This is a genomic window from Streptomyces sp. NPDC058000 (assembly GCF_042886435.1).
GTDB lineage: Bacteria > Actinomycetota > Actinomycetes > Streptomycetales > Streptomycetaceae > Streptomyces.
This window is the reverse complement of record NZ_JBHVQS010000027.1, coordinates 32,469-52,032: the sequence shown is the minus strand read 5'-3', so window position 1 is coordinate 52,032 and position 19,564 is coordinate 32,469. Positions and strand designations below refer to the sequence as shown.

Below are 19,564 nucleotides of genomic sequence, written 5' to 3'. Positions count from 1 at the left end.
TTGAGCATCGCGCGGTGTTGCCGAAGGGGAGCCCGTGCTCGGTCAGTTGCCTGGTCGATTGCCCGGTCAGTGCTCAGGACTCGGTGATCCGGAAGACGGGGTGGCGGGGGGCTGCGGCGATGAACTCCTCGTTGGTGGAGTCCGCGGTGAGGCCGCCGAAGTACGACTTCACCTCCCAGCCCCAGCGATCGAGGTAGGTGCGCAGCAACTCCGGGGTCTCGGCGGGCGGCAGCTCGACCGCGATGAAGGGGCGGGAGCGGCGGCCGACACGGAGTTCGCCGCCGCCGGCCGCCCGCATGTTGCGCACCCACTCGGATTCGCCGCGCGTCGAGACGAGGTAGCGGGAGCCCTCGTACGCCATGGGGTTGACCGGTACGCGGCGCCATTCGCCGCTCTTGCGGCCGCGGACGGCGAGGTCGGCGGAGCCGGCGAGGCTGATACCGCGACGGGCGAGCCAGCCGATCGTGCCGTTGAGTCGGGCGGCGAGACGGCGCGGCTTCAGGTAGTGGGACATGGGGGCCTCGGTTTCGGTGTGGTGGTGGGCGGGGTTGCCGCGGGGCGGGGCTGGGCTGGTGTCGTGCACGGCGCGGTGACCGGTGAGTGCTCGGCAGGGGTTGCATGTGGTGCTGCCAGCCGGACTGCGGACCGGCGGACCGGCGGACCGGCGGACCTGTGGATCTACGGACCTGAGGACCTGCGGGATCGGTGTTCTGGGTCGAGAGCGATGCTCTCGCTTAGGAGCAGTGTGCACGTGGATGGCGAACAAAAGCAAGAGCAGTGCTCTCGTTTTTGTTCGGCGCTCTGCGGGCTGTCACACTGCTCTTCATGACAGTGATTCGAGGAGCCAGGGAACGGGCCCGCAGTGAAATCACCGAGGCCATCAAGGACGAGGCGCGCAAACAGCTCGCTGCCGAGGGGGCCGCCAAGCTCTCCCTTCGGGCCGTCGCACGAGCGCTCGGCATGGCCTCATCCGCGCTCTATCGCTACTTCCCCAGCCGAGATGACCTGCTCACCGCCTTGATCGTCGACGCCTACAACGCGCTCGGCGCGGCCGCCGAGCATGCCCGTGACGCCCACCCCGCACCCGCCGCCGCGCCGCCCGCCGCCACCCTCCGGACCGAGAGCCGGACCGAGAGCCAGCCCGAGAGTCGGCGTGAGAGCCGGACCGCGGGCACCGGACACAGCGCTGCCCGCGCTCGCGCCGCCGAGCGTGCCACCGCCCAGTGGTGCGCCATCTGCACGGCGGTGCGCGACTGGGCCCTGGCTCATCCGCACGAGTACGCGCTGATTTACGGATCGCCCGTCCCCGGCTATCACGCGCCGCGCACGACGACGGAGCCCGCCGCCCGAGTCGGGCTCACGCTCATCGGTGTCGCCCGGGACGCGTACGCAGCCGGCCTGCTGAAGGAGCCCGCGGAGCCGTTGCCCGATGCAGTGGTGGCCGATGCGCTGACGCTCGGCGCGGAACTGGGCGTCGAGCTGCCGCCCGCCGTAGTGGCCCGTCTGGTCGGGGCTTGGGCGCAGCTCTTCGGCTTGCTGAGTTTCGAGCTCTTCGGCCAGTTCAACCGGGTCGTCGAGGCCCGCAGCGCCTTCTTCGAGCAGGCCGTACTCCAACTCGCCAGCAGCGTCGGCCTCACCGCCCCAGGCCGCGACACCTCGGCCTGAACCATCGTCACCCACCGACTGGCGACCACCGTCGGCCGAGGGCACTTTGGCGGCGCAGCGCCGGCTTTCTTGCTGGTTCGGTGCTGACTGAGAGTCCAGAGTCCACGTCCTCGCGTTGGACCCGTCCGTCCGCCACGGGCGCCGAGTGCGTCCCGGCCGTCATACGTCATGCCGCAGCGGGCTCGATGGCTCCGGGTGCCGGCTGCGACCCGGGCGGACGGTGTCCTCCTCGACTGGTTCGAGGGGCGTCGATCTGGAGTCGATCGCCGAGGCGACCGGGGGTGAGCCCCATGCGGACGTGGCGATTGTGGCGATCGTGCTGCCTGTTCGGACGGCGGAGTGCCGTGGAGTGTTGTGCCTGGGAGCGGAGTGCCTGGGAGTGCAGTGCCTGTCAGGCTGCCTGCGGGCTCCGCCCGACGAGTTGCTGCGTCAGTTCGTGTTCGTCGGATTGCGACAGTGACGTCTTCAGTACCGTTCCGCCCAACGGCTTGAGGGCGGCGGCGAACTGGTCCTCCCTGAGCTTTGTGGTCATGACGACGACGGCGGCCTTGCCCGGTTCGAGCAACTCATGGGCGCGGTCGCGGAACCGCTTGTCGAGACCGGACTGGCTCAGCTTGCCTGCCAGTCCGCCCAGAGCGGCGCCCAGCAGCCCGATGGCCGGCATGAGGAACAGCATGCCGATGACCAGTCCCCACAGTGCTCCCGCGGTGGCCGAGGTGGCGACGGCTCGGCGCGGGATGTCGTCGTGCGTGTCGACGTATGTGTGTCCGTTGGCGTCGGAGGTGACCACGGCCAAGCCGGTGAGGGTGACGACGTGCTGGCGTTCGAGGTCCTGGATGCGTCTTTCGGCCTGCCTGGCCTTCTCCGCGTTCTCGTACCCGATGATGATCAAGTCTGACATGGGTGCCTCCCTCGCCTCAGAAGGCGACCGGCTCACGAGTGACCGGACACGTCATGCGGTGTCGGTGCCTGGCGTCTACGGTCGGGCGTGCTCGCCTCCTCCCTCTTCAAGCTAGACCCCGCGTACCACCGTGTGCACTTCATGCGCGAGGCGTAGACCGCCGAGAACCATCTGTGTCGGCCTCGCCTTGCGGTTCTTCCGTGGAGTAGGGAATACCGATTCGTCGAGTCAGCCGGGAGAGGGTGCGTTCGATAGCCCGACGGTGCCGTCCCCATCGCGGCGAACCCTCACCACAGCAGCGAACCCGCACCACATAGGAAAGCCAACCCCTCACCACATAGGGCGTGGTCTTAGGACGCAGATGCTCGAAGAGCGGGCCATCGAGTTGTACAAGCTGGTCAGCCTGCTCCCCGTACCTGAGCGGGTGAGTGGGTGAGCAGGCCGACCACGTTGGCCGTGCCGCTGGTTGGTCCGCCTCCCGAGCGGTGTCGGCGGGCCGCTCCCAGGCGGCCTATCGGATCGGACAGGTCGTGCTTGGGCGCGTAAACAACCCTGCGGGTCAATCCATCTAGCCCGACAGCAGCATTGCCACCCCCACCAAGGCGAGCAGTCCGACGTAGGTGCGGGCGTAGATCCGGTCGGGGATTCGTGGTGGGCGCCGTCGTAGTACCGCGATCACCGGCAAGGCCCCCACGAGCAGGGCCGCGGCGGCGCCGAGGTCGATGAGACCCATCAGGTGCACGTGCGCGTCGCCGGCGGTCGGGAGCGCGGCGCCGCCCAGGGAGACCACGGTGGCCGGGAGCGCGATGGCCAGGGTGAGGGGGTTGGCCAGCGCGGTTGCCACCTGCATCGGGTGCCCGGCCCGCCGTACCGCGGGCACGGTCATGACGCTGCCGCCGACGCCGAGGAAGGCCGCGACCGCCCCGATGGGTGCGCCGAGCAGGGCCGGTAGCGGCCGCGGTACGGCGGGGGCTGCCTCGGCCTGTGCGCGCGGGCGCAGGAAACCGGGGCGTACGAGCAGGTCGACGACGGTGAGTGCCACGTACCCGATGAACGCCCAGCGGACCAGGGCGGCCGGGGCGAGGCGGGTGGCGAGCGCGCCGGCCGCGGCGCCGGCCGCCAGGAGGAGGAGCAGCCGGCCGCTGCCGCGGAGGGCGGCGAGCACCCGCCGCGGTGTGACGGCCGTGGCGAACCCCGCGTTCACCACCATCACCAGGGCCGAGGTGGCCGTCGCCACCCGCATCGCGTCCGTGCCGAGCGCGGCGTCCGCCCACACCACCACCGGGACCGCGACGAATCCGCCGCCGAACCCGAACAACACGGTGGTCACCCCGGTGAGGAGTCCGATTCCGATCAATGCCATAACGTCCACGGGACCACCCCACCAGCTCCACCGGCCTTCTCGCATGCGAAGGTCGGCACCAAACCTTCGAGTCTCGGCCACTGTGCATCCGGCCATTACCGTGGCCGGGTGAAGAACGTCTCCTTGGACGCCGTCGACCACGTCGACCGGGCGGTCCTCCCGATCGGCACCGACTACCCATCCGGCCACGTACTGGACTGGCACGAGCACCGACGCGCGCAGTTCCTGTACGGCGCCACCGGTGTCATGGTCGTCGACACCGCGGAGGGCACCTGGACCGTTCCGCCCGAGCGTGCCGTGCTGATTCCGGCCGCCACTCAGCACCGGGTCCGCATGTTGGGGGTGAGCACCCGGAGCCTGTACATCGAGCCGGACGCCGTCCCCTGGTGGCCCGCCACCTGCACGGTCGTGGACGTGCCGGCACTGCTGCGGGAACTGCTCCTGAGCGCCGTCGAGTTCGAGGTCGACTACGCCCTGTCCGGGCGGGAGGGGTGCATCGCCACGCTCCTCCTGCACGAGATCGCCGCGCGTACCCCCCTCCCGTTCCACGTCGCGATCCCTTCCTCCGCCGATCTGGCGGCGCTCTGCCGCGGCTACCTGGCCGCCCCGGACGTCGGCGTCACCAACGCGGTGTGGGCCGGCCGGGTGGCCATGAGCGAACGGGCCTTCACCCGTCGCTTCCGTGCGGAGACCGGCGAGAGTCCCGCCGTCTGGCGTGGCCGCGCCCGCCTGCTCGCGGCCGTTCCGCTGCTGCGCACCGCGTCCGTCAGCGAGGTCGCCGGCCGCCTCGGCTACGCCTCTCCGGCCGCGTTCACCGCCGCCTTCACCCGCGCGTTCGGCCTGCCGCCGTCCCGCTTCACCGCGGCCCACCGGGACGGCGATCCCAGCCGCACCCGCCGTCCCGCGCCCTGACCCCCGGACGTCGCGCGGTTCCCGTGCCCGGTGTCACACCAGTGCCAGCGCGGTCACGAACGGCACCGGAAGCAATCCGGCCGCGCCGAGCCACCACCCCAACCGCCCGCCCCGCCGCAGCGGCAACAGCACATCCACGACCGCCACCAGCACCAGCAGGAGCAGCCCCGACACCGCCAGCAGGAACATCACCACATCCGCGTGATCGATGGTGCTGTAGTTGCAGTTGGCGAGCCCGGGCCGGGCTGCCTCGGCCACCGTCCGGCAGTCCATCGGCAGGTACTCGATCACCAGCCACCGCGCCAGGAAGAGCGGGACCATCACAGGCACTCCGAGGAGCAGATTCACCAGGGCCGGCCACCACAGGCCACCCCGCACCTTCCGGCCCTCACCGCTTCGCACATCCGTCCCCGCCACAGTCACCGCCGCCCCTCCATGCCTGGCACTCCCTCCAGTGGATCATCCTGCATTCCGCCCGCGCACCTGACCACCAGCCAACCCATCGGCCCGGCGCGCGGCCTGTTCGCCTGCTTGCCGGAACGACGCCACGCGCACGCCAGACCGGCCGATCGCGACGAACTCCGCCGTCGGATCGACCAGTTGGTGGCCAGGCACCACAAGGACTGGGACGCGGAGGTGCCGCAGGGGGTGCAGGCCCTGGGGCGCCGGTACGGCTTCGCCACTACGGTCGGCGTCGAAACCACGGTCGGCGTCGAATGGATCGAAGGGGCCTCCGCGCCCTGGTGGGCTTCGAGCAGCTCGCCACACTCGACCTCCGGTACAACCGGATCGGCGCGGACGGAGCCGGGGCCCTGCTCGCTGCCCCGTTCACCGGTTCGCTCAAGCGCCTGCTGCTGTACCGCGAGGACGTATCCGACGGCGGCGTACGGAAGTTGGCGCACGCCGCCCACCTGCCCACCGCCCTGCGCGGCTTCTGGAGGAGCGTGTGAGCACAGCACTCCGCGACCGGTTCGTCGCCCTGTCGACCGGCGTGGTTCAGGCGTTGAGATCCAGGCGTTGAGGTTCAGCCGTTGAGGTTCAGGCGTTGAGTTCTTCCAGGGTTCTGCCCTTCGTTTCGACGGCGAACAGGGCGATCACCGCGCCCACCGCGGCCAGGCACGCCAGCTGGGCGAAGACCAGCGTCAGGCTGCCGCCGGCCCCCAGGATCGTGCCGACGACGATCGGTCCGAGGATGACGCCGGCCCGGTTCCAGAGTCCGCCGAAGGCGGCGCCCTTGGCGCGGTTGCGCGTCGGGTACAGCTCGGGGGAGTAGAGGTAGAGGCCGGCGTTGATCGCGTAGACGAAGAACGTCGTGCCGGACGCGAACACCGCGACCTGAGCGCCGGAGACGGCTCCGGCCAGTGCGAGGGTCGCCAGTGCCAGTGCGGTGCCGCCGAACGCGGCGACCAGGGCCGGGCGCCGGCCGATGCGGTCGATCACGAGCGCGACCACCAGCGTGCCGAGCAGGCCGGTGACATTGCTGAGCAGCGTGTAGACCAGCGCGGTGGTCAGGTCCAGGCCGAAGTTCTTGGTGTAGAGGGACGGCAGCCAGGTGGAGATACCGTGATTGACGTAGTAGGCGGCGAACCAGAGGCCCGAGACGACTACGGTGCGGCGCAGGTAGCGCCCCTGGAACAGTTCGCGTAGGCGCCCCTGGCCGACCTCGCCGGTGGTGGCCGCGGCCGCCGGGGTGGCGGTGGCCGGTTCCGGCAGGGGTGCGGCGGTGGCCCGTGCCACCTCCGCCTCGATCCGGACGAGGACCTCTTCGGCCTCTGCCGTCCGCCCGCGCGCCAGGAGCCAGCGCGGGGATTCGGCGACCTGCCGGGGGAGGACGCCGGCGAGCAGTGCCGGCAGTGCGCCGATCACGAACATCGCCCGCCAGCCGAGGTGCGGCACCACCCACACGGCGACCAGGGATGCGGCGGCCAGGCCGGCCGGGAAGATCATCTCGTAGAGCAGGACGAAGCGGCCGCGCCGGTCCGAGCGTGCGATCTCGTTGATGTAGGTGGCGGCGACGGGGACGACGCCGCCGATGCCCAGGCCCTGGACGAACCGGAAGAGCGCGAACGTCCCGATGCCGTGGGCGAGGGCGACGGCGAGGCTGGCGAGTGCGGTGACGGCGACGCCCAGTGCGACGGTCCGCACCCGGCCGATCCGGTCGCCCAGCGAGCCGGCCGCCAGGGCGCCCAGGAGCATGCCGATCGAGCCGGCGGTCACGGCGAAGGTGGCCTGGCCGGTGGTCAGGTGCCAGTCCCGTACCAGGACGGGGAGTGCGGAGGCGGCCATCAGCTGGTCGAACGCCTCGAAGAAGGTGACGGCGCCGATCAGGCAGCGGACCTTGACGTGCCAGCGGGAGTGGGGCAGTCGTTCGAGCCGTGCGGCGATTGATCCCGCTGGTCCCGCGGCGGGCCGGCCGGCCACAGTCGTCATGGAGGGGTTCCTTCCGCGAACAGAGAAGTTGCGGAGACAGTAGGAACAGTTGCCTAAGCGGTCAATGGTTAAGCGCAAAGTTATTTTCCGGTGCCGTGGGTCTTGCCCGCGAGATATTTAAGCCCTTAGGTTTCTAGCGCTCGGAGTCGCCAGCGCTCGGAGCGACACCCATCCGCCGACCGGTCCGGGAGGTCCGTCGTGCCGCGTTTCTCCACCGACATCCTGATCGGAGGGCAGTGGCGCCCCGGTGCGGGCGCCCCGCTGACGACCGTGGACCCGGCCACCGGCCAGGTCCTCGCCGTCCTCCGCGCGGCCTCGGTGGAGGAGGTGGACGAAGCCGCCCGGGCCGGTGCGAGCGCCGCCGCCGACCCGGCCTGGCGCGCCCTCCTGCCCCACCGGCGCGCCCGACTGCTGCACCGCATCGCCGAGTTGATCGAGGAGGCGGCGGACGAACTGTCCGAGGTCCAGACCGCCGACACCGGCAAGACCCGCACCGAGACCCGGGCCCTCGCCCTGAGTGCCGCCGCCACCTTCCGCTACACCGCGGCCGCGCTGGAGACGGCACAGGACGCACTCACCCCGTCGCGCGGCGCGTACCTCACGATGAGCGTGTACGAGCCGATCGGCGTGGTCGCGGCGATCAACCCGTGGAACTCGCCGGTCGCCAGCGACGCACAGAAGATCGCCCCCGCGCTCGCCGCCGGCAACGCGGTCCTCCTCAAGCCCGCCGCCTGGACGCCGCTGGTCTCCCTCGCCCTCGGCCGCCTGATCACCCGCGCACTGGACGAACTGGGGCTGCCGGCAGCGCTGTTGTCGGTACTGCCGGGCAGCGGCCGGGTGGTCGGCGAGGCGCTCGTCAGGCACCCCCTGGTCGGCCGGATCGGCTTCACCGGCGGGACGGACACCGGCCGGGCCATCGCGGCGGTCGCGGCCGCCAAGCTGATCCCCGCCTCGCTCGAACTGGGCGGCAAGTCACCCACCGTCGTCCGGGCCGACGCGGACCTCGAACAGGCCCTGGCCGGGGTGATGTTCGGGATCTTCTCATCCAGTGGCCAGTCGTGCATCGCCGGGTCGCGACTGTTCGTGGCGCGGGACGTCTACGACGCGTTCGTCGACGAACTCGTGGAGCGGGTACGGAAGTTGCGCGTCGGGCCCGGTACCGACCCCGGCACCCAGGTCGGTCCGCTCGTCCACCACCGGCACCGGGACGCCGTCGCCCGGTACGTGGATCTCGCGCGTGCGGAGGGCGGCCGGGTGCGGTGCGGCGGCGCCGTGCCCGAGGGCGACGCGTACCGGGACGGTGCCTACTACCTGCCGACGGTCATCGACCGACTCCCCAACTCCGCCCGGGCGTGCCAGGAGGAGATCTTCGGCCCGGTGCTGATCGCCCTGCCCTACGAGGATGAGGACGACCTGGTCCGCCAGGCCAACGACTCGGTGTACGGACTGGCGTGCGGCATCTGGACCCGTGATCACCGGGCCGCCTGGCGCCTGGCGCGCCGCATCGACGCCGGCACCGTCTGGATCAACACCTACAAGCAGTTCAGCATCTCCACCCCCTTCAGCGGAATGAAGGACAGCGGCCTGGGCACCGAGAAGGGCCGCGACGCGATCCGCGCCTACCAGCGGCAGAAGTCCCTGTACTGGGGCACCTCCGACGCGCCCCTGCCCTGGGCCGGCTGACCCTCACCGCGGCCCTCTGCTCGTCCCCAACTCCCCAGCCCCTGACGCCAGTTGCCGGAGAAGCCAATGCCCCAACCCCCCGTTGCCCGACTGCGCGCCCTGCGCTCGGTCGAACTGCTCACCCCCACCCTCGGCGAGGCCGCCGACTTCTACGCCGAGGCGTGGGGGCTCGCGGTCGTCGAGTCCGAGCGCGACGCCGTGTGGCTGCGCGGCACCGGCGAGGAGCACCACGCGCTCCACCTGACCCGCTCCCACCGCCTCGGCCTCGGCCGGATCTCCTTCGCGGTCGGCACCCCCGCCGAGGTGGACGAGGCGGCCCGCCGCCTGCTCGCCCGCGGCATCACACCGGTCGCCGGGCCCGGCCGCCTCGACCAGGTCGGCGGCGGCTACGGCCTGCGCTTCACCGACCACGAGGGACGCCTGGTCGAACTGTCCGCCGAGACCTGGGCCGTCCGGCCCGGCGGCCGGGACGAGGCGGTCCCGGTCGGGGTCACCCACGCCGTGTTGAACACCACCGACATCGACGCGTCCGTCGCCTTCTACTGCGACGTCCTCGGCCTGCGCGTCTCCGACTGGTCCGAACACCAGATGGCCTTCCTGCGCTGCAACGCGGACCACCACTGCATCGCCTTCAACCAGGCCGAGTGGGCCTCGCTCAACCACGTCGCCTACGAGATGCGGTCGGTCGACCACTTCATGCGGGGCCTGGGCCGCCTGCGCCACCACGGCATCACCCCCCAGTGGGGGCCCGGCCGGCACGGCCCCGGCGACAACACCTTCTCCTACTTCACCGACCCGACCGGCCTGGTCTGCGAGTACACCTCCGAGGTCGCGCAGGTGGTGGAGGACCGCTGGATCGCCAAGGTGTGGCGGCGCACCCCCGAACTCTCCGACCTGTGGGGCACGGCAGGCCCACCCTCCCCGGAGATCCGCTGCCACATGGCGGGCACCCTCGACCCCGGCCCGCTCGCCGCATCCGCCGAGGAGACAACCGCATGACCCCCCGCACCCCTCGGACCCGCCAGGTCGGCCTGGTCGGCTGGGGCGCCATCGGCCGCGTCGTCGGCACGGCCCTCGCCGCACACCGCATCCCCGGCGCCGCGTTGGCGTGCCTGGTCGACAACCGCCCCCTCGGCGACAGCGCACCCGCGCCGCAAGTCACCTTCGAGGAGGCCCTGCAACGCTGCGACCTGATCGTGGAAGCGGCCGGACAGGGCGTCGTCCGTGCCTGGGGCGAGCAGGTCCTCACCTCCGGCACCGACCTGCTGATCGCCTCCACCGGCGCACTGACCGACGAGGACCTGGCCGAGCGGCTGCTCGCGGCCGGACCGGGCCGGGTGTACTTCACCGGCGGCGCCGTCGGCGGCCTCGACCTCCTCCAGGCCGTACGCGCCCTCGGCCCGCTGCACGAGGTGCGGCTCACCACCACCAAACTGCCCACCACCCTCGAACAGCCGTGGATGGACCAGGAGTTGCTGACCCGACTGCGCACCGCGACCGGGCCGGTCGAGGTCATGACGGGCACCGCCCGCGACATCCCGGTGAAGTTCCCCAAGTCGACGAACGTCGCCGCCTCGGTCGCCCTGGCCGTCGGTGACCTGGACACCGTGCGAGTCCGGGTCGTCGCCGACCCCGGCGCCCACCACACCCGGCACGTCATCGAGGCGTCCGGGCCGCACGGGACGTACCGCTTCGACGTCGCGCACCTGCCCGACCCGGGCAACCCGGCGACCAGCCAGGTCGTGCCCCATGCCGTGCTGCGCAGCCTCGCCGCCCTGGCCGGACGGACGGGACAGATCCTGTGACCGCCGCCGTCCACCTCGACGAGGCCGGCGACCGGGGACCGCTGCTGCTGTGCCTGCACGGCATCGGCTCCTCGTCGGCCGCGTTCGCCCCACAGCTCGCCGAACTGGGACGGTACGCCCGGGTCGTCGCCTGGGACGCCCCCGGATACGGCAAGTCGCCCGACCCCGAAGGCCCGTTGACCCTCGACGACTACGCCGACACGGCAGCCGGCCTGATCCGTGCGCGGGGCGGGAACGCCCACGTCCTGGGGGTGTCCTGGGGCGGGGTGATCGCACTGCGGCTCGCCGTCCGCCATCCCGAACTCGTCGCGTCCCTCATCGTCGCCGACTCCAGCCCAGGCTCCGGGACGGACCCGGCGAAGGCCGCCGCCATGCGGGCCCGGGCCACGGAGCTGGCCGAGGTAGGGCCCCGGGCGTTCGCCGAACGACGCGCACCCCGCCTGATCTCCGCCCAGGCACCCGCCGCACTAGTCCGGCGGGTGACCGACACCATGGCGGAAGCCGTCCGCCTGCCCGGCTACAGGTCCGCCGCCGCGTCGATGGCCGCCGCCGACCTGCGCGGCGAACTCGCCCGGATCACCGCGCCCACCCTCGTCCTCTGCGGCGACCAGGACCGCGTCACCGGCCCCGACGCCTCCCAGGCGATCGCCGGTGCCGTCCACAAGACCGCCTACGTGATCGTCAAGGACGCCGGTCACCTGGCCAACCAGGAGCAACCCGCGCGCTTCAACGCCTGGGTGCTCTCCCACCTCCGCATCACCGCCCGCATCCCCGATTAGGAGCGCACCATGCCGCTGACCAGCACCGACTACGACAACGGCGGAGACCTCGCCGCGTACACCGACTCGCTCATCGCGACCAAGGACTCCCGCGACCCCGACTGGAACACCCTCGCCTTCCAGGCCAAGGCCGGGGACCAGTACCGCCGCGCCCAGATCCGCTACGTCGGCTCCGGCGCCACCGGCAACCACGAGGGCGACAACCGGATCCTCCCGTCCGGCGGGTTCACCTTCTCCAACATGCTGCTGCCGCCCGGGGCCGAGGGCCCCGAGCACACCCACCACGACGTCGAGGAAGCCTTCTTCGTCCTGGAGGGCCGGGTGCGGGTCGGCATCCACCGCGGCACGGACGAGGTGGAGTACCGCACCCTCGGCTACCGCGACATGATCGTCGTCCCGGCGGGGGTGGCCCGTTCCCTGAAGAACGAGGGCGATACCGACGCGCTGTTCTGCGTCGTCATCGGCACCCGGAAGCCGCAGGTGCCGACCTACCCCGAGCACTCGCCGATGCACGGCGTCACCCGTGACTGAGCGGCGCGCGACCGGCGGCCGGACCGTCGTCGTCACGGGGGCGGGCCGCGGCCTGGGACTGGCCATGGCCCGCCGGGCCGGGCAGGACGGCTTCCGGGTCGCCCTCGCCGAGGTGGACGAGGAGCGGGGCCGGGCCGCGCAGGCGTCGCTGCGCGACGAGGGCATCGATGCCCACTTCACGCACTGCGACGTCGCGGACCCGGACTCGGTGCGGCAACTCGCCGCATTCACCGGCCGGTTGGGGCCGCTGTACGGACTGGTCAACAATGCGGCGCTCGCCAACGGCGTGGGCGGCAAGGAGTTCTGGGACATCGACGTCGCGGACTGGGACCGGCTGATGACGGTCAACGCACGCGGCCCCTGGTTGGTGGCCAAGGCCCTGCTGCCGCAGCTCCTCGCCCACGGCGGACCGGGCCGGATCGTCAACCTCGCCTCCGACGCGGCCCTGTACGGCTCCCCGCGCCTGGCCCACTACATCGCCTCCAAGGGCGCCGTGATCGCACTGACCCGGGCCATGGCCCGCGAACTCGGCGACAAGGGCATCACCGTCAACGCGGTCGCCCCCGGCCTGACCGAGTGCGAGGCCACCGAGACCGTGCCCACCGAACGGCACGACCTCTACCGCGCCAACCGGGCGATCTCCCGCCCCCAGCGGCCCGACGACCTCATCGGCACGGTCGCCTTCCTCCTGGGCGAGGAGTCCCGCTATCTGACCGGACAGGTGATCGCCGTCAACGGCGGCTTCACCATGCACTGACCACGGTGCACCGAGCAACAGGAGACAACTGACATGGATCTGGGCCTCGCCGACCGCACCATCGTGGTCACCGGCGGCAGCTCGGGCGTCGGCCTGGCCACGGTCCGCGCCCTCCTCGACGAAGGCGCGCGGGTCGCCACCTGCGGGCGCGACGCCGACCGCCTCGCCCGGGCGGCGGCCGACCTCGACGGCGACCGACTGCTGACGGCCGTCTGCGACGTCCGGGACCCGGACGCGGTACGCGAGTTCACCGAGCACGCCGCCGGTGCGTTCGGCGGCATCGACGGCCTCGTCAACAACGCCGGCCAGTCCCGGATGACGGGCCTGGACGAGTCCACCGCCGACGACTGGCGCGACGAACTGGAGCTGAAGTTCTTCGGCGTCCTCAACCCGCTGCACGCGGCCCGCCCGCACCTGACGGCGGCGCCCGCACCGAGCGTCGTCAACGTCAACGCCGTCCTCGCCAAACAGCCCGAGCCCGGTCTGATCACCACCAGCGCCGCCCGGGCCGGCATCCTCAACCTCTCCAAGTCCCTGTCCGTCGAACTCGCCGCCGACGGCATCCGGGTCAACTCCGTGTGCCTGGGCCTGATCGACACCGGCCAGTGGACCCGCCGCCACGCCGCGGCGGACTCGGGCCGGAGCTACTCGGACTGGCAGGCGCAACTCGCCGCCGACCGCGGGATCGCGCTCGGCCGGCTCGGCCGCGCCGAGGAGGTCGCCTACGCGATCGTCACGCTGCTGTCGCCCCGCGCCTCGTACATCACCGGCACCAGCATCGACGTCTGCGGCGGCGTCGGCCGCTCCATCCTCTGAGGAGACCCCATGCGTTACGACAACGGAGGCGATCTCCTCGTCGCCGTCCTACGGGAACTCGACATCGACACCGTCTTCGGCATCGTCAGCGTGCACAACCTGCCGCTGGTCGAAGCCGTCGACCGGGAACTGCGGTTCGTCCCGGTGCGCCACGAGGCGACCGCGGTGAACGCCGCCGACGCCTACGGGCGGGCCCGCGGCGGCATCGGCTGCGCCCTCACCTCCACCGGCACCGGCGCGGGCAACGCCGCCGGATCGCTGATCGAGGCGCTCAGCGCGGGCACCGCCGTGCTGCACGTCACCGGACAGGTGGAGAGCCGGTACCTGGGCGGCGGCCGCGGCTACATCCACGAGACCAAGGACCAACTGGGCATGCTGACGGCGGTCTCCGCGTACGCCGCCACCGTGCCGTCCGCCGCCGACGCGGGCCGGATCCTGCGCCGGGCGGCGCACACCGCACGCACCGCACCCGGCGGACCCGCGAGCGTCGAGTGGCCGATCGACCTCCAGTACGCGGCCCAGACCGACGCCGCGGTGGAGCGGACCGCACCCGCCGTGCGGACTCCCGCACCGGACCAACTGGCTGCCGCCAGCGCCCTGTTGGCCTCGGCGCGCCGACCCCTGATCTGGGCCGGCGGCGGAGCGACCCGGGCCAGGACCGCACTCGCCGACCTGCTGGCCGCGACCGGCGCGGGACTGCTCACCTCGAACTCCGGACGCGGCACGGTGCCCGAGGACCACCCCCAGGTCATCGGCAACTTCGCCACCACCCCGCCGGTGCGCGCCCTGCTCGCCGACGCCGATCTGCTGCTGACCATCGGCACCCACTTCCGCTCCAACGAGACCGCCGACTACGCACTCGAACTCCCCGCCGCCCACGTCCAGATCGACCTCGATGCCGCCGCGCTGGGCCGGGCGTACCCGACCCGGCACCCGCTGAACGGCGACGCGGCCGACGTCCTCGCGGCGCTGCTGCCGCACGCGGCACCGGCCGAGCCGGCCTGGACGGACCGGATCACCGCGGTCCGCGCACAGGTGCGAGCCACCCTCCACGACGCCATCGGCCCGCAAGCGGCGCTCTGCGACGCGCTCCGCGCCGCACTGCCCCGCGCGGCCGTCGTCGCCCGCGACGTCACCATCCCGTCCAGCAGCTGGGGCAACCGACTGCTGGAGCTCTACGACCCGCGCGACAACGTCTTCCCGCGCGGCGGCGGCATCGGCCAGGGCCTCGGCATGGGCATCGGCGCCGCCCTCGCCCGACCGGAGACCCCCACCGTCGTCCTCGCCGGCGACGGCGGCCTCGCCGTCCACCTCGGCGAACTCCTCACCCTCGCCCAGGAACGCCCCCGGCTCACCCTGCTGGTCTTCAACGACGGTGGCTACGGTGTCCTGCGGAACATGCAGGACGCGCACCGCGAACGCCGCTGCGGGGTGGACCTCACCACCCCCGACTTCGAACGGCTGGCCGGCGCCTGCGGGCTGCCGTACCTGCGGATCGCCGCCGAGGAGCACGCCGCGCCCGTGCTGGCCGAGGCCGTCGGGTCGGACGGGCCGGTGCTCGTCGAGGTCGACCTGACGGCGCTGGGCCCGATGAAGAACCCGTTCACCCCGCCCGTGAAGATCCCGGGTCAGTGAGGAGCCAGCCGAGATGAGCGAGACGCCCGTGCACCTGATCGTGCGCCGGATGACCTGGGAGGCCGACGGGGTCCTCTCCGTCGAACTGGCACACCCCGACGGCAAACCCCTCCCCGCCTGGACCCCCGGCGCCCACATCGACGTCGAGGTCGGCGGCCGGATCCGCCAGTACAGCCTGTGCGGCGACCCGCGCTCCGCCACGACGTACCGGATCGGCGTGCTCGACGAACCCGCCTCCCGCGGCGGTTCGCGCCACGTCCACACCCGGCTGCGCCCCGGCCAGACCGTCCCGGTCTCCCCGCCCCGCAACCACTTCGCCCTGGAGGACGCCCCCGGCTACGTGTTCGTCGCCGGCGGCATCGGCATCACCCCGCTGCTGGCCATGGCCCGCGAGGCCGCCCGGCGCGGCACCGCCTGGCGGATGGTCTACGGCGGCCGCAGCCGCGCCTCGATGGCCTTCACCGACGAACTGGCCGCACTGGGCGGCGAGGTGGCGATCGTCCCGCAGGACGAACACGGACACCTCGACCTGGCGGCCGCGCTCACCGACCTGCCCGCCGGCACCCTCGTCTACTGCTGCGGACCGGAACCGCTGCTGGCCGCGATCGAGCGGCTGTGCCCCGCCGACCGCCTGCGGGTGGAACGCTTCGCGGCACCCGTGGTGCAGCGCACCGGCGCGGACCAGGCGTTCGAAGTCGAGTGCCGCGCCTCCGGCCGCACCCTCACCGTCGGCGCCGACACCTCTGTCTTGCAGGCCGTGGAGGACGCGGGCATCCTCGTCAACAGCTCCTGCCGGGACGGCATTTGCGGCTCCTGCGAGACCCGGGTGCTCGCAGGCACCCCCGACCACCGCGACTCCCTGCTGAGCGAGGCCGAGCACACCGCGAACGCGACCATGATGATCTGCGTCTCGCGCTGCGCGACCGACCGCCTCGTCCTCGATCTGTGACCCGACGACAACTGTGACCCGACGACCCGTGCCCAGACCGTTGGAGGCCCCGATGACCACCACCCCCCGGCCGTACCTGGACCCCCACCAGTCCCGTACACGCGAACCCACCCCCTACGAGTACAAACTGGCCGCCACCCTCGAAGAGGTCTTCACCAAGGACGGCCACGAACTCGCCGACGTCATCCGTGGACTGAATGCCCGTCAGATCCACGCCCCGGACGGCACCCCCTGGACCGAGGAGTCCTTCCGCGCCGAGATGCACCGCTTGGGAGCCTGACCATGACCCTGTCGACCACCGACACCGCCGAGCACATCTACGCCAACGGCCTGCGCAACCAGTGGCACCCCGTCGTCCCGTCGTCGTTCGTCGCCCCCGGCGCGATGCGCAAGGTGACCGCACTCGGCGAACAATGGCTGCTGTTCCGCCGCTCCGACGGCACTCTCGCCCTGCTCGCCGACCGCTGCCCGCACCGCGGCGCCCCGCTGTCCCTGGGCAAGCACCTCGGGGACCGGGTCGCCTGCTGGTACCACGGCGTCGAGGTCGCGCCGGACGGCACCGTCGTGTCCGTACCCGGCCTGCCCGGGTGCGCCCTCGAAGGGAAGAAGCTCGTCACCTCGCTGCCGGTCCGCGAGGTCGCCGGCGCGGTCCTCGCCTACTTCGGGGACGACCGGCACCCCGAACCGGCCGAACTGACCCTCCCCGACCCCCTCGACGACCCCGACGTCGAGCCGATCCTCTGCTACGCCGAGTGGGAGGTCCCCTGGCGGTACGCCATGGAGAACCTCCTCGACCCGATGCACGGCGCGTTCCTGCACCGCGAGTCGCACACCATGTACGACGGGGACACCACGGCCAAGTTCCGCATCCGCGAAACCGATCGGGGCTACTTCTTCGAGAAGACCGACCAGCGGGGCGTCAACTTCGACTGGGTCGAGCTGTGCCGCACCGGTGTCGACTGGGTGGACCTGTCCATTCCCTACCCGCCCTCCGCGGGCCCCGGCGGCGCCTTCGGGATCGTCGGCATGGCCTGCCCGGTGGACACCGGACGCACCGGCGTCTTCTTCTGGCGCTACCGCCGCGTACAGGGCTGGCAGCGCGACACCTGGCGGTTCCTCTACAAGACCCTCATCGAGGAGCGGCACTGGGAGGTACTGGAACAGGACCGCGTCATGCTGGAGGCCATGCCGGCCGACGCCGACCAGCGCGAGAACCTCTACCAGCACGACCTGGGCGTGGTGCGGCTCCGCCGCCTGCTCCGCTCCCAGGCCGAGCAGCAGACCACGGCGACCACCCCCGTGGGGTGATCGGACCCCGCGACCTCAGCCGGCGGGCTCCTCGTCCGACGCGAGGATCGAGTGCTCCAGCTTGCCCAACAGCCGTGCGAGCTGGCGGCACTCGGCCGGGGACATCCCGCCGAGCATCCGACGCTCGTTGTCGAGGTGCTCGGCGAACACCTCGTCCACCTTGGCCAGCCCCTCGTCGGTGAGCCGCGAGTACACCACCCGGCGGTCCTCGGCGTCCCGCTCCCGCACGATCAGCCCGTCCTTCTCCAACCGGTCGATCCGCAGGGTGACCCCGGCGGACGAGACCAGCCCCGAGTCGGCGAGCTGCCCTGCGGTCAGTCGGTACGGCCGACCGGACCGCCGCAGTGCGGTCAGCACGTCGAAACCGGCCACCGAGAGGCCGTGGCGCTCGATGGACGCCGTCAGGCGGGTGCTGTAACGCAGGAACGAGCGGTGCAGTCGGGCCAGGACCTCCAGCGGAGTGGTGTCCAGCTCGGGCCGCTCCCGCGCCCAGTCCTCGATGACCATCGCCACCGCGTCCCGCTCCGCCGTCGCCCTGCGCTCCGCCATCCCCGTCCCCTCGTCAGACCCGCAGGACCGCGCCGTCGCAGGTCAGCCGGCGATGCGCAGGTCCCTCAGCCCTGAAAATCCTACCCCTGAGGCGCTGGACCCGTCAGTGGCGGTGACGGGTCCACATCAACAGGGAGGCCGTGTACGCTGTCGCGACAGCGGCCGTCGCTTTCGGACATCTGGTTCCGGACACCCGGACGGTCGCGCGGCGGTGGGGCCCGCCGTACCCGAACCGCGGCAGTCCGTGCCGCCAACGGTCCCTACTTGCGATGTGGCGTACCCGCCTCCGGGCGGGCGTCCGGCGAGTAGGAGACGTGTACCGATTGAAGACCCCGAAGGCGCCGGCCGTGGTGGAACCCACCGATCCGGATGTCGAACTCCCCCTGTCCGCCCGGCACCCGGCTCCCCGGCACTCGCACCTGCCCGTCATGGCGGTGGTCGCGTGCGGCGGAATGCTGGGCGCGTCCGCCCGCTACTGGGGGGCTTCACCACGTTCTCGACCTACTCCGTCGACGTCGAGCGCCTACCGACCGGCGGCCGGGCCCGTGCCGGACCAAGCAACCCACGAGTTGCACCAAGGAACCCATGAACCGCGACAAGGAACCCACGAAGTGAACTGGCTGCTCGTCATAGCCGGCGCCGCCGTCGGCGCGCCCCTGCGCTACCTGACCGACCGCGCCGTCCAGAAACGGCACGACACCGTGTTCCCCTGGGGGACCTTCACCGTCAACGTCGTCGGCTGCTTCGTGCTGGGCGTCCTGACCGGCGCCGTCACCCGCGGCGCCGCCCCGCACTCCTTCCAACTGCTCCTGGGCACCGGCCTGTGCGGGGCGCTGACCACGTACTCCACGTTCTCCTACGAGACGATGCGCCTGGTCGAGTCCGGGGCGGGGCGCTACGCCACCGCCAACGTCGTCGGCAGCATCGTCGCGGGGCTCGGCGCGGCATTCGCCGGTGGCGCACTGGTGGCGGCGCTCGGGCACTGACCCGGGCGTTCGACCGCCGTTCCGGGGCGTGTGGCACGATTTTCCAGGTGACCGGCAACCCGCCCTCGGCGCAGCACCTGCGCGACCTCGCACTGCTGCGACGCGTCCGCGACCGGATCGACCGGGATTACGCGCAGCCGCTGGACGTCGAGGCGCTCGCCCGTGGCGTGCACATGTCGGCCGGGCACCTCAGCCGACAGTTCCGGCTGGCCTACGGCGAGTCGCCGTACAGCTACCTGATGACCCGACGCATCGAGCGCGCCATGGCGCTGCTGCGCCGCGGCGACCTCAGCGTCACCGAGGTCTGCTTCGCGGTCGGCTGCGCGTCCCTGGGCACCTTCAGCACCCGCTTCACCGAACTGGTCGGCATGCCGCCCAGCGCCTACCGGCGACTGGCGGCGCAGGCGACCGCGGGCATCCCGTCCTGCGTGGCGAAGCAGGTGACCAGACCGATCAGGAATCGAGAAGCGCCGCCCCCGGGCCGCGGCTAGCGTT

General features: G+C 72.0%; 22 protein-coding genes. 16 read left to right on the top strand and 6 right to left on the bottom strand.

Annotation, left to right across the window (positions count from 1 at the left end):
- Positions 1-73 precede the first annotated feature (73 nt).
- Complete coding sequence (locus tag ACFVT2_RS24520; RefSeq protein ID WP_390021362.1) at positions 74-514, bottom strand: nitroreductase/quinone reductase family protein; 441 nt, start codon at positions 512-514, stop codon at positions 74-76.
- A gap of 311 nt (positions 515-825) precedes the next feature.
- Here ACFVT2_RS24520 and ACFVT2_RS24515 point away from each other — a divergent pair, with 311 nt between their 5' ends.
- Positions 826-1,665 (top strand): TetR/AcrR family transcriptional regulator, encoded by an 840-nt coding sequence (locus tag ACFVT2_RS24515; RefSeq protein WP_390021361.1) that lies wholly within the window; start codon positions 826-828, stop codon positions 1,663-1,665.
- Between the two features lie 391 nt (positions 1,666-2,056).
- Here the strand turns inward: ACFVT2_RS24515 and ACFVT2_RS24510 are convergent, their stop codons facing one another.
- Together ACFVT2_RS24510 and ACFVT2_RS24505 are read right to left on the bottom strand one after the other, a co-directional pair.
- Complete coding sequence (locus tag ACFVT2_RS24510; RefSeq protein ID WP_390021359.1) at positions 2,057-2,566, bottom strand: DUF1269 domain-containing protein; 510 nt, start codon at positions 2,564-2,566, stop codon at positions 2,057-2,059.
- Between the two features lie 568 nt (positions 2,567-3,134).
- Positions 3,135-3,929: a TSUP family transporter gene (locus ACFVT2_RS24505; RefSeq protein WP_390021358.1), complete on the bottom strand. Its 795-nt coding sequence runs from the start codon at positions 3,927-3,929 to the stop codon at positions 3,135-3,137.
- 108 nt (positions 3,930-4,037) lie between these two features.
- On the opposite strand from ACFVT2_RS24505, the gene ACFVT2_RS24500 reads away from it, so the two are divergent.
- Positions 4,038-4,841, top strand: coding sequence for an AraC family transcriptional regulator (locus ACFVT2_RS24500; RefSeq protein ID WP_390021356.1), 804 nt, complete (start codon positions 4,038-4,040; stop codon positions 4,839-4,841).
- Positions 4,842-4,874: 33 nt separating this feature from the next.
- Here ACFVT2_RS24500 and ACFVT2_RS24495 read toward each other — a convergent pair whose 3' ends face one another.
- Positions 4,875-5,171 carry a hypothetical protein gene (locus tag ACFVT2_RS24495; protein ID WP_390021354.1) on the bottom strand — a complete coding sequence of 99 codons (297 nt, stop codon included), beginning with the start codon at positions 5,169-5,171 and terminating at the stop codon, positions 4,875-4,877.
- Positions 5,172-5,557: 386 nt separating this feature from the next.
- Here ACFVT2_RS24495 and ACFVT2_RS24490 point away from each other — a divergent pair, with 386 nt between their 5' ends.
- Entirely contained in the window at positions 5,558-5,791 is a 234-nt protein-coding gene (locus tag ACFVT2_RS24490; protein ID WP_390021353.1) for a hypothetical protein, read from the top strand.
- Positions 5,792-5,879: 88 nt separating this feature from the next.
- Here the strand turns inward: ACFVT2_RS24490 and ACFVT2_RS24485 are convergent, their stop codons facing one another.
- Complete coding sequence (locus ACFVT2_RS24485) at positions 5,880-7,271, bottom strand: MFS transporter (protein ID WP_390021352.1); 1,392 nt, start codon at positions 7,269-7,271, stop codon at positions 5,880-5,882.
- A 198-nt stretch (positions 7,272-7,469) separates the two neighbouring features.
- Here ACFVT2_RS24485 and ACFVT2_RS24480 point away from each other — a divergent pair, with 198 nt between their 5' ends.
- The 11 genes from ACFVT2_RS24480 to ACFVT2_RS24430 all read left to right on the top strand — a co-directional run bounded on the left by ACFVT2_RS24480 (position 7,470) and on the right by ACFVT2_RS24430 (position 17,534).
- Entirely contained in the window at positions 7,470-8,954 is a 1,485-nt protein-coding gene (locus ACFVT2_RS24480) for an aldehyde dehydrogenase (RefSeq protein ID WP_390021350.1), read from the top strand.
- Between the two features lie 66 nt (positions 8,955-9,020).
- The gene (locus ACFVT2_RS24475; protein ID WP_390021349.1) at positions 9,021-9,953 is read left to right on the top strand and encodes a VOC family protein; all 933 of its coding nucleotides are present in this window, start codon (positions 9,021-9,023) and stop codon (positions 9,951-9,953) included.
- A complete protein-coding gene (locus tag ACFVT2_RS24470) occupies positions 9,950-10,759 on the top strand; it encodes an aspartate dehydrogenase domain-containing protein (protein WP_390021347.1) in 810 nt (269 codons plus the stop codon). The genes ACFVT2_RS24475 and ACFVT2_RS24470 overlap by 4 nt, the downstream gene beginning before the upstream one ends.
- Positions 10,756-11,538 carry an alpha/beta fold hydrolase gene (locus tag ACFVT2_RS24465; protein WP_390021346.1) on the top strand — a complete coding sequence of 261 codons (783 nt, stop codon included), beginning with the start codon at positions 10,756-10,758 and terminating at the stop codon, positions 11,536-11,538. Before ACFVT2_RS24470 ends, ACFVT2_RS24465 begins: the two co-directional genes overlap by 4 nt.
- A 9-nt stretch (positions 11,539-11,547) precedes the next feature.
- Complete coding sequence (locus ACFVT2_RS24460; protein ID WP_390021345.1) at positions 11,548-12,069, top strand: cupin domain-containing protein; 522 nt, start codon at positions 11,548-11,550, stop codon at positions 12,067-12,069.
- A complete protein-coding gene (locus tag ACFVT2_RS24455; RefSeq protein WP_390021343.1) occupies positions 12,062-12,826 on the top strand; it encodes a 3-oxoacyl-ACP reductase family protein in 765 nt (254 codons plus the stop codon). Before ACFVT2_RS24460 ends, ACFVT2_RS24455 begins: the two co-directional genes overlap by 8 nt.
- Before the next feature lie 33 nt (positions 12,827-12,859).
- Complete coding sequence (locus ACFVT2_RS24450) at positions 12,860-13,642, top strand: SDR family oxidoreductase (RefSeq protein WP_390021341.1); 783 nt, start codon at positions 12,860-12,862, stop codon at positions 13,640-13,642.
- 9 nt (positions 13,643-13,651) lie between these two features.
- Positions 13,652-15,277, top strand: coding sequence for a thiamine pyrophosphate-binding protein (locus tag ACFVT2_RS24445; RefSeq protein ID WP_390021340.1), 1,626 nt, complete (start codon positions 13,652-13,654; stop codon positions 15,275-15,277).
- Positions 15,278-15,290: 13 nt separating this feature from the next.
- Positions 15,291-16,226, top strand: a complete 936-nt coding sequence (locus ACFVT2_RS24440; RefSeq protein ID WP_390021339.1) for a PDR/VanB family oxidoreductase — start codon at positions 15,291-15,293, stop codon at positions 16,224-16,226.
- Between the two features lie 52 nt (positions 16,227-16,278).
- A complete protein-coding gene (locus tag ACFVT2_RS24435) occupies positions 16,279-16,506 on the top strand; it encodes a recombinase-like helix-turn-helix domain-containing protein (protein WP_390021338.1) in 228 nt (75 codons plus the stop codon).
- A 2-nt stretch (positions 16,507-16,508) separates the two neighbouring features.
- Positions 16,509-17,534, top strand: coding sequence for a Rieske 2Fe-2S domain-containing protein (locus ACFVT2_RS24430; protein ID WP_390021336.1), 1,026 nt, complete (start codon positions 16,509-16,511; stop codon positions 17,532-17,534).
- 15 nt (positions 17,535-17,549) lie between these two features.
- Here the strand turns inward: ACFVT2_RS24430 and ACFVT2_RS24425 are convergent, their stop codons facing one another.
- Positions 17,550-18,083 (bottom strand): MarR family winged helix-turn-helix transcriptional regulator, encoded by a 534-nt coding sequence (locus ACFVT2_RS24425; protein WP_390021334.1) that lies wholly within the window; start codon positions 18,081-18,083, stop codon positions 17,550-17,552.
- Positions 18,084-18,694: 611 nt separating this feature from the next.
- On the opposite strand from ACFVT2_RS24425, the gene crcB reads away from it, so the two are divergent.
- Together crcB and ACFVT2_RS24415 are read left to right on the top strand one after the other, a co-directional pair.
- On the top strand, positions 18,695-19,069 hold the full coding sequence (gene crcB, locus ACFVT2_RS24420; RefSeq protein WP_390021332.1) for a fluoride efflux transporter CrcB: 375 nt from the start codon (positions 18,695-18,697) through the stop codon (positions 19,067-19,069).
- 47 nt (positions 19,070-19,116) lie between these two features.
- Positions 19,117-19,560 carry a helix-turn-helix transcriptional regulator gene (locus ACFVT2_RS24415; protein WP_390021330.1) on the top strand — a complete coding sequence of 148 codons (444 nt, stop codon included), beginning with the start codon at positions 19,117-19,119 and terminating at the stop codon, positions 19,558-19,560.
- Positions 19,561-19,564 lie beyond the last annotated feature (4 nt).